Origin of the sequence: Poseidonibacter parvus (assembly GCF_001956695.1) — a bacterium.
Lineage (GTDB): Bacteria > Campylobacterota > Campylobacteria > Campylobacterales > Arcobacteraceae > Poseidonibacter > Poseidonibacter parvus.
Map to the genome: position 1 here is coordinate 2,835,563 of NZ_CP019070.1, position 13,613 is coordinate 2,849,175.

Here is a 13,613-nt window from a genome sequence, read left to right on the forward strand (position 1 = left end):
TATTTTAATCTATACTTCTAATTCAAAAAAAGTTTCATCAACTTTTTCATATTTAGCCACAGAACAAGTGATTTTTGAAGCATTATCATAATCACTAAATTCTGTTATAAATAGTTTTTTTAATTTCTCTACATCTGATGTTCTAAAAATAAAATATCCTAAGATATCATTGCTTCTTGAACCTGGTTTTTCAATACCAAAACTATCAAACTTCCAGTCTACACCTTTTGAAAAGAAAAATACTTCTTTTATTCTTTCTTTTAATTCTTTTCGTACATTATCATTAAATGATTTTAAATGAATATAAAATGCAACATTAACGTTGAATTCATCTTGAACTAGTTTTTCTATAATTGTTTTACTCATTTTTTTCCTTCTTTATTTATCTAAATTAAAAATATTACGATAATTCTCTTCTAATGGAGTTTTATCTTTATAATCAATAATATCTCCAATTTCAATATCAATTGTTAAATCTTTATCTCTTTTATTTATTGCTTCTTTTAAAATCTCATTTGCATTTGTTTTAATAAAAATAGGCAAAATAGCTAGTCTATTTTTTAAAGCAATAATTCTAGCACCCTCTTTAAAAGATGATATTGGTGTATTTTCTTTATTTCTAGTACCTTCAGGAAAGATATATATAGAGTCTCCATTTGAAGAGACCTCTTTTAATCTTTTAAAAAATGAAGACATGTTTTTAGATTCTCTATCTAAAAGAATAGAGCCAGCATTTCTTGTAAACATCCCAAAGAAAAAAGAGTTATATAACTCTTTTTTAGCAACCCAATAACCTCTAATTTTTGTATTAACTAAAGCACTTTCAATTATCAAAGGATCAATAATACTTTTATGATTTGAAATCAATAAATATTTACCATCTTGTGGTAATTTTTCTTTATTTATAACATTTACATTTATTCTTAATTTTGAAAATAAAGTACTTGAATACTCTTCCCTAAGAAGCATTTGCTTTTCTTTTGTTTTCGCATTTTTAAGAAGAAAACCAAACTTATTCGTTAAGTAAGTTGCGTAAATTGCCATTGTTATAAGTTTGAAATTCAAATATTGTCCTAATAATTTTTAAAGTGGCATTTTATCTAAATAATATATAGATATACTTATACTCTATTTTAAAAATAAAAGGTAAGTATATGAAAAATCTAAGTTTAGAATATATAGATATTTTTGATGATAATAAAACAAAAAATTTAACTTTTTCAAAACACTTGATTAATCAAAAGTTTAATGAAAATTCATTATTCGTAACTATTGTAAATGGAAAGTCAATGCAAGCTGTAATAAATCATAAAGCCCTTATAGTTTCAGATCTTTCAAATAAGACTTTAGAAGATAATGGAATATATTTACTATATTATGAAAATGAAATGTGGGTAAAACAATATGATTTAAAAAATAAAAACTTTATTTCAATAAATCCAGATTTTTCTCATTTAGTTTATAAAGAAAATGATATCAAGCTAGTTGCTAAGGTATTAATTACCTTTACAAACTTATAAAGAGTCTAAATGAATATTCAAGAAAGATTTTTACTAAAAGCAATTGAAGATAAAAACTATATTTCATTTATGTATAAAAACAAAAAATATACAAAAGTTAAAGCTCTTAAGTTAATAACAGAAGATAAACACATCCTAAAAACGCAAGAAGGTAATTTTGAATTTGATTTAATAACTAAAATTATAATTTTAAAAGAAAGGTTTTAAGTCTTTAAGAGTATAATCCGAAAAAATTAAAGGAAAAAAATGAAAAAAATTATATTAGCATCAGCACTTACAATTACTACAATCTTTGCATTTGATATTGCAAGTACGGCAAAAACTGTTGGTGGTGCAATGGGAATTACAGCAGAAAGTATTGGAACAAAGTTAGCAGCAATGGTAAAAGAAAAAGCTCCAGCTACTGCTGCTCAAGCAAAAACATATTGTACGCAAGCATCTACTTATAAGTCATTTGTAGGAATTGCAGATGATGGTATGATGGCAAAAGCTATTGATATTTGTGCTGAAAAATCAAGTGAAGGTTTAGAAGGTGCAGTTAATGATGCAAAAGACGCAGCAACAACAGAAGCTGCAAAAGCTGCAACTTCAAACTCATCTTTAATGGGTACTGCTACAAAATTATTAGGAAACTAATCACTTTTTGTCAAACTCTTTTTTAGAGTTTGACACATAAGACTATTCACTCTATTATAATTCAAAGTACAAGCATATCGTACAAAATATACTAATAATCTATTTACAAATGAAGATAATAATGATAATATCCTTTTTACAAAGCAAAAAAAGGTTTTATCATGAAAAATAATTTTTATTTTATTTTTATTTTCTTAGCAACACAATTTACACTAAATGCACAAGATTTAAGAATAAGTGTCGAACAATTATCAAAAAATATTACAGACTACAAAATTGTTGATGTGAGAAACTATGAAGATTTTTCAATTAGTCATATAAAAAACTCTCTAAACTTTCCTGTTTCAAAAAGTTATGAAAATAAAAGAGTCGATGGTAAAATTGTTAATCCAAATAAAATGCAAAAAATAGTGCGAGAACTAGGCTTAAATATTGAGGATAATATTGTTATATATGATGATGGTGTTTTTTATGATGCTTCAAGAATATTTTGGACTTTAGAAGTTTATGGATTTAAAAATGTAAAATTACTTAATGGTGGTTTTGATACATGGGAAAAGAAAAAACTTCCTATTTCTTCTGAAATACTTAAAGTTAAACCTAGTAAATATATAGCTTCAATTAATAACAATAGATTATCTACAAAATTTACAACTCAAATTGCGACAAAGAATCCAAACCAAACTGTTATTGATGCAAGAGATTATAACTCTTATATAGGTAAAAAATCAGTAGCAAAAAGATTTGGTCATATACTAAATGCCATTCATATACCAGCATATTCAAATTTAAAAAAAGAAAATAAATTATCAAAATTAAAAGAAACTACTACATTAAAAGAGTTATACAAAGATATTAACAAAGATAAGAAAATTATAATATACTGTAAAATAGGAAGAGTTGCTTCTACTAACTATTTTGCATTAAGAGAACTAGGATATAACGTTTCTAATTATGATGCTTCATGGAGAGAATGGGGTAATGATATAAATTTACCTATTACAAATAAATCAAAAGCATTAAACTAAATATGTGGACTAAATTTAGAATAAAAACACAATTAATTGTGTTTATGACTTTAATTGTAATTGTTGTGGAAGCTAGTACCTTATTTTTTATATTAAGCGTTCAAAAAAAAGAGAATCAACAAAACGCAATTACCCAAACTGACGCAATTACTCAATCTTTAAATAATGACCTTCTAAATTTTATATTAAACCCAAATGCTGATGTTTTATCTGATATAACATTTAGATTATCTGCATTTAAAGAAATAAGAGGAGTTATTCTTTATAATGAAAATAAAAAAGCAATTTTTCAATATGGAGATACGAAAGAATTAACAAAAAAACAATTATCTATTTTTGAAGAAGAGACAATATTTATAGATGAACACCTTTTTGTCAAAAAAGATATAACTGCTGATAATTATACTTTAGGTTTTGAATTGATTGATGTAGACTTATCATCTTTTAAACAAAAAGAAGAACAAATTACATATACAATACTTATAATATTTCCTTTTGCCCTACTTTTTGGATTTTTAATTAGTCTTTTTTTAAGTAAAAACTATACTAAACCTTTTATAGAACTATTAGATGCAATGAGAAAAAGTGACCCTACTAATAATAAGATTACTGCAGTCAGCACTAATGCAAATAATGAAATCAAAGAGCTATTTGATGGTTTTAATTTACAAATGAAACAAATAGAAAAGTCATCTAAAGAATTAAAATTTCAAGCTAATCATGACCAACTAACAAATATTTATAATCGTTTTTTTATGAAAGAGGAGCTTCTAAATGCTTTAAAAAATGATAATCCAAATATTAAAGGATACAACTACTTACTTATAAATCTAGATCAATTTAAATTAGTAAATGATTCAGCTGGATATCAAGCTGGGGATGAACTACTAAAAATGATAGTGACTCATTATCAAGCAATCCTACCAAAAGATACTCCTTTTGCTAGAATCGATGGAGATACTTTTTCGGTACTTTTAAAAGATTCAAATGAAAAGTTTGGAAAAAACTTTTTAGAAGAAAGTCTAAAAAGACTCCATGATTTTAGATTTTCATATAAAGATGAAACATTTAGTGTATCGGCTTGTATCTCACTTGTATTTTTTAAACCTTTTGAATTTACTCTAAAAGAGCTTTTAAAAGCAAGTACAACTTCTCTTTATACAGCTAAACAAAAAGGACGAGGTAAATCACAAATCTTTGACCCAAGTGATGAAATTGCAAAAAGAGTATCCATGGAAATTGATACTGCAAAACTTATAAAAGAAGCGTTAGTAGATGGTCCAGCTAGATTTGAACTTTTTGCACAAGATATAGTTCCACTACAATATGACACAGATAAGATAAGTTATGAAATACTTATACGTATGTGGGATAAAGACAATAACTTCATACCACCTGATAGTTTTCTGCCAACAGCTGAGAGATATCAACTTATGGCAGATATTGATATGCATGTTCTATGGACATATCTTGAGACTGTTACAAAAGATAAAAACCATATAGAAAAGCTACACTCTGCACATATAAACTTAGCAGGTTCAAGTCTAAACAACCCAGACTTTCAAGCAAAAGTAAAAGAAGCTATTGAACATTTTGATTTTCCTTGGGATAAACTAGAATTAGAGATTACGGAGAGTTCAGCAATTGGTAATTTTAATATGGCAAATGAGTTTATAATATGGCTTAAAAAACAAAATATTGGACTTGCGTTAGATGATTTTGGAACAGGTATGGCTTCTTTTGAATATCTTAAAAGTTTACCATTTGATGTAGTAAAAATTGATGGAAGTTTTGTAAAAGATATGCATACAGATCCTATAGATAAAGCAGTAATAAAATACATTCAAGAAATTGCACAACTTAAGGGACAAGAAACTGTTGCTGAATATGTTGAGACAAAAGAAGATGTTGAAGAACTAAAAGCTATAGGAGTAACTTATGGACAAGGTTACTTCTTAGGAAAACCACGAGCTTTAAGCTCATGGCTTAATTAGAATAGGAAATATATATGACAACAACAAACTTAATGAATACCGCACTAAAACTTGCAAAACTAGATGCTATGCCTTATGATACAAATATTATAGTTGAAGGTAAAGATATAAAAAAAGTACTTATTGGTATTGATATGGAGACACCTGAATTACTTTTAGCACAACAAATGGGATATGATTGTGTAGTATCTCATCATCCAAAAGCAGACTCTTGTATAGTTGATTTTTCAAAAGTAATGGATGTGCAAATAGATAGAATGGTAAAATCAGGTGTTCCTATAAATAAAGCTCAAAAAGCACTAAAAAAGAAACAACAAAGCGTTGATTTAGGAAGTCATGCTTCTAATTATGACCGAGTTAGTTCTGCTGCAAGACTTATGAAAATGCCTTATTTAAATATTCATATTCCAGCTGATTTTATAACTGAAGAAATTGTTCAAACAAGACTTGATAAAGCTTTTGAAACTAAAGCAAAAACAAAACTAAAAGATATTATTGAAGAGTTAAATTCATGGGAATATTATGTAGGTAAAACTGCACAACCTGTTATTAGAGTTGGAAGTCCTAGTGATTATGCAGGAAAAATAGAAGTTCTAATGGCAGGTGGAACAAACGGTGGCGTTGATGTTTATAAATCATATTTTGAAGCAGGAGTTGGAACTATAATAGCTATGCACGTTCCAGAAGATGTAAAAAAAGCAGTACAAGAACAAAATATAGGAAATATAATAATAGCTCCTCATATGCCAAGTGATAGTATAGGTTTACTTGAAATTGTAAAAGCTTGGAGAAAAGAAGGTGTTGAAGTTACTTGTATCAGTGGGATTGTTGAGTAATAATCTTAAGATATTTTAATTTACTCCTCATCTAAAAAATAGCGAATAGATGCAAAACCAGCAGCTTTAGTATGCTTTATTTTCTCTATTTGCTCCTTAGTAATAATTCCTCCAAGTGCAATAATTTTAACATCATATTTACAAACTATTTGTTCTAAATTCTTTATACCTTTTGGCTTACCTTTATTTGGTGTTTCAAAAATAGGTGAATATGTAATAAAGTCTACTTTTTCTTCAATTGCTTTTTTTATTTCTTCTTCATTATGACAAGAAATAATTACTTTTAAGCCTAATTTCTTTGCACTAGATATAAAGTTTTGTTGCTTTGATGTTAAATGTACTCCTGTAACTTTTAGTTTTGAAGCTAATAAGTAGTCTGTATTTAAAAAAATATTTTCAATACCTTCTTTTTTTGCTTTTTTTATAAAAGCTTTTGCTTCTTCTTCAAAATTAACTGCATTTTTGTTTCTATAACAAACAAAATTAGCATCTTTAAAGCTTTTATAATTATAAGAAGGCTCACTAATTAAATATCTAATCAAATTGATGCCAAAAAGGTGTTCCTACTACTGGAGTAGATGGAGTTGCAAATTCTCTTTCTTGCATAACACCAGCTTCATACCCTAAACGTCCTGCACTTATTGCATGTTTAAAAGCTTCTGCCATCTTAACAGGGTCGTGTGCTAGTGCTATTGCAGAGTTTAATAAAACTGCATCATAACCTAATTGCATTGCTTCAACTGCATCAGATGGCTTTCCAATACCTGCATCAATAATTAGTTGTAAATTTGGAAACTTCTTTCTTATAGCTTTTAAATTACTAGGATTCATCAATCCTTGACCTGAACCAATAGGAGAGCCCCAAGGCATTAAAATATTACATCCAACATCTGCTAGTTTTGTTGCAACTACTAAATCATCTGTTGTATAGGGAAATACTTCAAAACCTTCTTTTATTAAAACCTCAGCAGCTTTTACAGTTTCAAAAGGGTCTGGTTGCAGATTATATTGATCTCCAATTACTTCTAGTTTTATCCAGTTTGTACCAAAAACTTCACGTGCCATTTGTGCAGTAGTAATTGCTTCTTTTGCGCAGTGTGAACCTGCCGTATTTGGTAAAATTTCTAAGTTCATTTCTTTAATAATATTCCAAAAACTTTCACCTGCTTTATCACCTGCATTTTGTCGACGAAGCGATACAGTAACTATTTGTGCTTGGGAGATTTTAATAGACTCTTCCATATTTGAAGGTGAGGGATAAAGTGCTGAACCTATTAATAATCTACTATCAAGTTTTTTACCACCTATTTCCCACATATCAACCTCCAACCATTGGCGCTAGAATTTCTATTTTATCAGCATCGTTTATTTTTGTTTCGTTATAGTTTTTTAAAGCTACAAATGTACCATTTAAAGCAACTGCAAAAGATTTGTCTTTATATTCTAAAACTTCTATCATTTCACTTACATTTATATCTTCTTTTACTTTTTGCTTTTCACCATTTACTATAATTTCTATCATTTATATATTCCTTCCTTTAATGCCTTTTCCACAATTGCAGGGGCTAATAAATATCCATGTCTATAAAGACCATTGATTCTTGTAAGTTTATGACTATTTTCTATTCTAGGTAAATTATCTTTAAATGCAGGACGACAATTAGTTTCTGTATTAACAACACGTGCTTCTCCAAAACTTGGATGAACTGTAAAAACAGCTGATAAAAGCTCTAAAGAAGAACGTACTGAAATAGGACTAGTATCTTCACTTTCAATTTCTGTTGCACCTACTATATAACGTATTGAACCCTTAGATTGTGTGATTTTACAATCACTACAATATTCTAAATCAATTCCTTCACAGCCTTTTTGCCTTGGTACTATATAGATTTTATATCTTGGGTGAAGTAATCTTGTTGGTCTTGTGATATTAATATCATTTGATTCTAACCATAAAACCTCACCTCTTACTCCTCTTAAATCTTTAAAATGTTCTTTAGCTCCTAAACCTCTTGAATCAAAAACCCAATCAAACTCTTCTTTTTTATTCTCAATATAGACACTACCTTCTTCAATTTTATCAACTTCAGTAAAATCTTTCCATATTACATTAGGATGATTTTGCAAATAGTTAGTAGAAAATGAGATAAAACGTTGTGAATCTACTTGACCTTCATTTTTAATATAAAAGGATTTATTATAGTTATTTAATTCAGGCTCAAGCTCTTTTAACTCTTCTTTATTTATAAAATCAATCTCTTTGGCTTCTTTTACTTTATTTTTAAGAGTAGCTATAAAATGTTCAAGTTCATTTAAATCTTGTGGATGTGAGGTTATAATTGTTCCTGCTAATTGAAAACCATCATATACTCCTACTTTTTTTAGTAAGTCTGGCCATAAAGCAATAGAACGAACTCCTAAATCAAAAATTATTGATTCAGCAGTTTCAAGTTCAGCAAAAGGTGCTAACATTCCAGCTGCTGTAAAACCAGCTGCTTTAACACCATCTTTACCATGTTTATCAAATAAAGTTAAGTTATGACCATCTTTTAATAGATTAAGTGCTAAAACTCTACCTACTAAACCTGTACCTACTATTGCTATATTCATATTTTCATTTTTTAATTTATTATTCTTTCGCTTCAACATAAACTTCACTTCCACTTTCTTTAAAGACTTGAGACATTTTATTCATACCTTCTTTTTTGGCATCTTCAACGCTTAATTCTTTATCATCAGCATAATCTCTAACTTCTTGTGAAATTTTCATAGAACAAAACTTTGGTCCACACATAGAACAAAAATGTGCTACTTTTGCAGATTCAGCAGGTAGTTCTACATCATGATATTCTCGTGCACGTTCTGGATCAAGTCCAATATTAAACTGGTCAACCCATCTAAACTCGAATCGTGCTAATGACATTGCATCATCACGTGCTCTTGCACCTGGATGTCCTTTTGCAATATCTGCGGCGTGGGCTGCTATTTTATAAGTAATTAATCCTTCTTTTACGTCATCACGATTTGGAAGTCCTAAGTGCTCTTTTGGTGTTACATAACATAACATTGCACAACCATACCAACCAATCATAGCAGCTCCAATACCTGATGTAATGTGGTCATAACCTGGAGCAATATCAGTTGTTAGTGGGCCTAAAGTATAAAAAGGTGCTTCATCACACCATTCAAGTTGTTTTTCCATATTTTCTTTAATCATGTGCATTGGTACATGACCAGGTCCCTCTATAAGTGTTTGAACATCATGTTTCCAAGCAATTTTTGTTAATCTTCCTAACTCTTTAAGTTCTGCAAACTGTGCTTCATCATTAGCATCAGCAGTAGAACCTGGACGTAAACCATCACCTAGTGAAAATGTAACATCATAAGTTTTCATAATTTCACAAATATCTTCAAAGTGTGTATTTAAAAAGTTTTCTTCATGATGAGCAATCATCCATTTTGCCATAATAGCACCACCACGACTTACTATTCCTGTAACTCGTTTTGCAGTCATTGGTACATGATGTAATAATAATCCTGCGTGAATTGTAAAGTAATCTACACCTTGTTCTGCTTGCTCAATTAATGTATCTCTAAATACTTCCCATGTAAGGTCTTCTGCAACACCATTTACTTTTTCAAGAGCTTGATAAATTGGTACCGTTCCAATAGGCACAGGAGAGTTTCGTAAAATCCAATCTCTAGTAGTATGAATATTTTTACCAGTAGATAAATCCATAACCGTATCGCCACCCCATCTAGTTGACCATACCATTTTCTCTACTTCTTCTGCAATAGATGAAGAGGTAGCTGAGTTACCAATATTTGCATTTACTTTTACTAAAAAGTTTCTTCCTATAATCATAGGTTCAACTTCGGGGTGGTTAATATTACAAGGAATTACAGCTCGTCCACGTGCTACTTCATCTCTTACGAATTCGGCTGTAATTTCATTTGGTAAATTTGCACCAAAATTATTACCTTTTAATCTTTCTTCTCTTTCAGGGTCACTTAAATAATTTTCACTCATTGCTCTGTCTTGATTTTCTCTAATTGCAATAAATTCCATTTCTGGTGTAATAATACCTTGACGTGCATAATGTAATTGAGAAACATTTTGCCCTTTTTTAGCACGTAATGGTGTTCGTACAAGTCCTAGTGAACCAGCTGTTGCTTTTTCTAATTGTTCATCTGATTTATAACCATTATCCTTAGGTGCAACAATACGACCTTCGTATTCTTCAACTTCTCTCTTTGTTATCCAATCTTTTCTAATTGGAGAAATTCCTTTTGTTACATCAATATCAACTGTTGTATCTGTATATACACCTGATGTATCATAAACACGAAGTTTGTGTTCATTTGCTAGAAGAATCTCTCTCATTGGAACTTTAATTTCAGGATGTATTGTCCCTGAAAGATAAACTTTTGTTGAAGCGGGTAATGGCTCTGTAGTAATTATATCGTTTGAGTTTTCTATAGTGTTAGTTTTAATAGTCATTTGTTTTCCTTTATTTTTTTAAATAAAGAGAAAATGTATAAAAAATGGTACGACAGCGAGAGCTATCATGATAATTTGTACTTTTCTCTTCCTTACGCTGGCATTATCCAGTTCAAGTTCAGCGGGATAAGTATAAAACTATCTCAGCCTTGCGGCACCCCGAGAGTGTTGACGCAATGATTGTATATTAAATAGGATAAATTTAATCTTAATTTTAATACAATAATTTTAATGATTAAAAGTGAGGACAAAGAATGAAAGAAAAGTTAAATGCACTCGGTGGACCTCTAGAACCTTGTAGTGTAAATCCATTAACAGGATTTTATCGTGACGGCTGTTGTTTTTCAGGAAAAGAAAATGATGGTATTCATGCTGTTTGTATTTATGCAACCGAAGAGTTTTTAGAGTATTCTAAAAAAGCAGGTAATGATTTATCAACTCCTATTCCAGAGTATAATTTTCCAGGTGTAAAACCAGGTGAGAGCTGGTGTTTAGGTGGATATAGTTTTGTAAAAGCTCATATGGAAGGGAAAGCTCCTAAAATATTTATTCACTCTACTCATGAACGTATTTTAGAGCTTATTGATTTAGAGACTTTGAAGTCTTATGCAGTAGATTTATAAAAGGAATGAAAATGAACAATAAAAAAAGATTACATATGCATATAACAGTGGATAACTTAGAAGAAAGTATACATTTTTATAATACACAGTTTGATGCAAAACCTACAAAAATAAAAAAAGATTATGCACAATGGTTACTAGAAGATATGGCAGTAAACTTTGCAATCTCTACAAAAGGTGAGCAAAAAGGTCTTAATCACTTAGGAGTTCAGTACGAAAGCGATGAAGCACTAGCTACTGCTCAAAAAAGTTTTGAAGATGCTGGAATAAAAGGTAAAGAAGAAGCTGGAGCAATCTGCTGTTATAAAGAATCAAATAAATACTGGGTAAATGACCCAAGTGGACTAATCTGGGAAAACTACCACTCAATGTCTGATGTAGAAGTTTATGGAGACAATGAACATAGCGAGTGCTGTACTCCAACTTTTAATGATGATAAAAAGAAAGCAGCTTTTTCTATTGCTAATCCTAACAACGGTTGTTGTTAGGATAAAGTCGAAATTTGACAAAAAAATATAAATATCTTATAATACTTTTAAAAGTACTATTAAGGATACTATAATGGTAATAAATGCAAATGAAATAAAAACAAAAGGTGTTTCAATATTTTCAACACTTCTTGATAAATTTGATGAACTTATTATAAATGTTAGAGGAAAAAATAAATTTGTTGTTATTGATATTGAAAGATACAAAGAACTAAGAGCAAATGAACTTGATTTAGCATACTTAAAAACTATGCAAGATATAGAAAAAGGTAATTATAAAACTCAAAGTGCAAAAGAGCATATTGAAGAATTAAAAAATGAGTTATAAACTACTAATAAGTGATGAGTACAAAAAGAAACTAAAGAAGTTTTTCAAGAAACATCCTGATATGTTAGATAGATATGCAAAATGTATATTTATACTAGAACAAGATCCTTACCATCCAAGTCTAAGACTTCATAAACTAAAAGGTAAACTATCTGATTTTCATTCTATTTCAATAAATATGGAATATAGAGTTATTATAGATTTTATTATTAGAGATGATGAGATAATTCCAGTGGATATTCGGACACATGATGATGTTTACTAACTCATTTGTTCATTTAAAATTTTAATTAGAACTTCTTCTTTTATATTTGGCGTTTCGGTTTTAGAGTATATTTTTAATAAATATAGATTTTCATCTTTATCTATGTAATAATAGATAATTCTAAAAACACCACTCTTTCCAACTTTTGAAGATGAGTTCTCTAATCTAATTTTATATAAATCTGACGTAAGTTCAATACCAGCTTTTGGGTTTTCATTTAAAACTTCATTTAGTGTTTTTAAATCACTAGGAAGCTTTTTATTCTTTTTATATAATTTTTTAACATCTTTTTTAAAAGATTCTAAACTAATTATTTTCAAGTTCATTTATCAAATCTTCTAAAGTATCTTCTTTTTTATTATTAGAAATACTTGTCTTTAACTCTTTTACCGAAGTTTCAAATTCATTATAAAAAATATTTTCTTTTTGAATCTCAACGTAAGACTTGATAGCTTCAATGATAACTTCACTTCTATTAACAGAATAAGTTTTTGTAAACTCATCTATCTCATCAAGTAAATACTTAGGAACTCTTAATCCTACTTGTTGTTTTTCTAAAGATGATAAAGTATTCATATCTATCCTTTTGTTTTACTATATTATATATAATAGTTTTACAATTGTCAAATATATTATAATTTAGTACTGTGTCCTGAAATTTTAATTTCATAAAGTGGCAGTTCATGACCTGACCCCTACTTCTTTATCGTACCAACAACTTTGAATGAATTATCATCTTCTTTTTTTACTACAACTATTTCTCCTGAACTTGGATAATAACCTGTAAGAGTAGTGATATTAACTTGATGAGTAACTAAAAGCAAAGGTTTATTTATCTTTTTGTTTTTCAACCACAAGTTCAAATATCCTACAGTTTCTTTTTCATTTACATGATTTTCAAAAAAAGAATTTAAGCCTTTATTTATTGTAACATTACCTAGATTGATATTTTTTGCTGTATCTTGACATCTAAACCATTGACTTGTATATACTTCAGCTTTATTTATACCATTTTTTCTAAACATATCTCCAATACTTTTAGCTTGAGAAATACCTTTTTTTGATAAATTTCTTTGTGTGCTTTTAACATCTATTTTAAAGTTTGAGGGATCACCAAAACCAGGAGCTAAAGCATGACGGATTATGGCAAAATGATTATCACTTTTTAAAGCTTTCCATAAATTCTTTTTGTCACTATTCTCATTTGCATTTGCAAATAAAACAGAAAAAATTAAAATTAAACATATATTTTTAAACATCATTATTCCTTTAAGTTATGTACTTTAGGAAATATTTTAGCACTTATATTTTTATTTAGTATACTTTTCCTGTAATTCTAAAGTTTTCAAACTCTAGTTTATAATATTTATCTGAAATACGATAATCAAATACTC

At 28.8% G+C, this 13,613-nt stretch carries 20 protein-coding genes and 1 riboswitch; of the genes, 10 read left to right on the forward strand and 10 right to left on the reverse strand.

Going from position 1 to position 13,613, the window contains the following annotated elements; all coding sequences use genetic code 11:
- Positions 1–9 precede the first annotated feature (9 nt).
- Positions 10–366, reverse strand: a complete 357-nt coding sequence (locus tag LPB137_RS14265; RefSeq protein ID WP_076089064.1) for a hypothetical protein — start codon at positions 364–366, stop codon at positions 10–12.
- 12 nt (positions 367–378) lie between these two features.
- Positions 379–1,065 (reverse strand): lysophospholipid acyltransferase family protein, encoded by a 687-nt coding sequence (locus LPB137_RS14270; protein ID WP_076089066.1) that lies wholly within the window; start codon positions 1,063–1,065, stop codon positions 379–381.
- Between the two features lie 89 nt (positions 1,066–1,154).
- Between LPB137_RS14270 and LPB137_RS13815 the strand changes: the two genes are divergently transcribed.
- The 6 genes from LPB137_RS13815 to LPB137_RS13840 all read left to right on the forward strand — a co-directional run bounded on the left by LPB137_RS13815 (position 1,155) and on the right by LPB137_RS13840 (position 6,014).
- A complete protein-coding gene (locus LPB137_RS13815) occupies positions 1,155–1,520 on the forward strand; it encodes a S24 family peptidase (RefSeq protein WP_076089068.1) in 366 nt (121 codons plus the stop codon).
- A gap of 9 nt (positions 1,521–1,529) precedes the next feature.
- Positions 1,530–1,727 (forward strand): hypothetical protein, encoded by a 198-nt coding sequence (locus LPB137_RS13820; protein ID WP_076089070.1) that lies wholly within the window; start codon positions 1,530–1,532, stop codon positions 1,725–1,727.
- A 39-nt stretch (positions 1,728–1,766) separates the two neighbouring features.
- Complete coding sequence (locus LPB137_RS13825; RefSeq protein WP_076089072.1) at positions 1,767–2,156, forward strand: hypothetical protein; 390 nt, start codon at positions 1,767–1,769, stop codon at positions 2,154–2,156.
- Between the two features lie 161 nt (positions 2,157–2,317).
- Complete coding sequence (locus tag LPB137_RS13830; protein WP_076089074.1) at positions 2,318–3,184, forward strand: sulfurtransferase; 867 nt, start codon at positions 2,318–2,320, stop codon at positions 3,182–3,184.
- A gap of 2 nt (positions 3,185–3,186) precedes the next feature.
- On the forward strand, positions 3,187–5,178 hold the full coding sequence (locus LPB137_RS13835; RefSeq protein ID WP_076089076.1) for an EAL domain-containing protein: 1,992 nt from the start codon (positions 3,187–3,189) through the stop codon (positions 5,176–5,178).
- Positions 5,179–5,192: 14 nt separating this feature from the next.
- A complete protein-coding gene (locus tag LPB137_RS13840) occupies positions 5,193–6,014 on the forward strand; it encodes a hypothetical protein (protein ID WP_076089078.1) in 822 nt (273 codons plus the stop codon).
- Positions 6,015–6,034: 20 nt separating this feature from the next.
- Here the strand turns inward: LPB137_RS13840 and LPB137_RS13845 are convergent, their stop codons facing one another.
- Genes LPB137_RS13845 through thiC form a run of 5 tightly spaced genes read right to left on the reverse strand, consistent with a single transcriptional unit; the run spans position 6,035 to position 10,515 of the window.
- Positions 6,035–6,556 carry a thiamine phosphate synthase gene (locus tag LPB137_RS13845; RefSeq protein WP_076089080.1) on the reverse strand — a complete coding sequence of 174 codons (522 nt, stop codon included), beginning with the start codon at positions 6,554–6,556 and terminating at the stop codon, positions 6,035–6,037.
- Positions 6,549–7,331 carry a thiazole synthase gene (locus tag LPB137_RS13850; protein ID WP_076089082.1) on the reverse strand — a complete coding sequence of 261 codons (783 nt, stop codon included), beginning with the start codon at positions 7,329–7,331 and terminating at the stop codon, positions 6,549–6,551. The genes LPB137_RS13845 and LPB137_RS13850 overlap by 8 nt, the downstream gene beginning before the upstream one ends.
- Position 7,332: 1 nt before the next feature.
- Complete coding sequence (thiS, locus tag LPB137_RS13855) at positions 7,333–7,536, reverse strand: sulfur carrier protein ThiS (protein WP_083657284.1); 204 nt, start codon at positions 7,534–7,536, stop codon at positions 7,333–7,335.
- Entirely contained in the window at positions 7,533–8,624 is a 1,092-nt protein-coding gene (locus LPB137_RS13860) for an FAD-dependent oxidoreductase (RefSeq protein ID WP_076089389.1), read from the reverse strand. Before LPB137_RS13860 ends, thiS begins: the two co-directional genes overlap by 4 nt.
- A 19-nt stretch (positions 8,625–8,643) precedes the next feature.
- Entirely contained in the window at positions 8,644–10,515 is a 1,872-nt protein-coding gene (gene thiC / locus LPB137_RS13865) for a phosphomethylpyrimidine synthase ThiC (protein ID WP_076089084.1), read from the reverse strand.
- Between the two features lie 72 nt (positions 10,516–10,587).
- A riboswitch (TPP riboswitch) is annotated at positions 10,588–10,687 on the reverse strand.
- An 82-nt stretch (positions 10,688–10,769) separates the two neighbouring features.
- Here thiC and LPB137_RS13870 point away from each other — a divergent pair.
- The 4 genes from LPB137_RS13870 (at position 10,770) to LPB137_RS13885 (ending at position 12,219) form a co-directional block, all read left to right on the forward strand.
- Positions 10,770–11,138 carry a DUF2237 family protein gene (locus tag LPB137_RS13870; protein ID WP_076089086.1) on the forward strand — a complete coding sequence of 123 codons (369 nt, stop codon included), beginning with the start codon at positions 10,770–10,772 and terminating at the stop codon, positions 11,136–11,138.
- Between the two features lie 11 nt (positions 11,139–11,149).
- Positions 11,150–11,626: an ArsI/CadI family heavy metal resistance metalloenzyme gene (locus tag LPB137_RS13875; RefSeq protein ID WP_076089088.1), complete on the forward strand. Its 477-nt coding sequence runs from the start codon at positions 11,150–11,152 to the stop codon at positions 11,624–11,626.
- A 73-nt stretch (positions 11,627–11,699) separates the two neighbouring features.
- The gene (locus LPB137_RS13880; RefSeq protein WP_076089090.1) at positions 11,700–11,954 is read left to right on the forward strand and encodes a type II toxin-antitoxin system prevent-host-death family antitoxin; all 255 of its coding nucleotides are present in this window, start codon (positions 11,700–11,702) and stop codon (positions 11,952–11,954) included.
- A complete protein-coding gene (locus LPB137_RS13885) occupies positions 11,944–12,219 on the forward strand; it encodes a type II toxin-antitoxin system RelE/ParE family toxin (protein ID WP_076089092.1) in 276 nt (91 codons plus the stop codon). The genes LPB137_RS13880 and LPB137_RS13885 overlap by 11 nt, the downstream gene beginning before the upstream one ends.
- Here the strand turns inward: LPB137_RS13885 and LPB137_RS13890 are convergent.
- The 3 genes from LPB137_RS13890 to LPB137_RS13900 form a co-directional block, all read right to left on the reverse strand.
- Positions 12,216–12,545, reverse strand: coding sequence for a hypothetical protein (locus LPB137_RS13890; protein ID WP_076089094.1), 330 nt, complete (start codon positions 12,543–12,545; stop codon positions 12,216–12,218). The two genes, LPB137_RS13885 and LPB137_RS13890, sit on opposite strands and share 4 nt — an antisense overlap.
- Entirely contained in the window at positions 12,526–12,795 is a 270-nt protein-coding gene (locus LPB137_RS13895; RefSeq protein WP_076089096.1) for a ribbon-helix-helix domain-containing protein, read from the reverse strand. Before LPB137_RS13895 ends, LPB137_RS13890 begins: the two co-directional genes overlap by 20 nt.
- Before the next feature lie 119 nt (positions 12,796–12,914).
- The gene (locus LPB137_RS13900) at positions 12,915–13,478 is read right to left on the reverse strand and encodes a histidine phosphatase family protein (RefSeq protein ID WP_076089098.1); all 564 of its coding nucleotides are present in this window, start codon (positions 13,476–13,478) and stop codon (positions 12,915–12,917) included.
- Between the last annotated feature and the right edge of the window lie 135 nt (positions 13,479–13,613).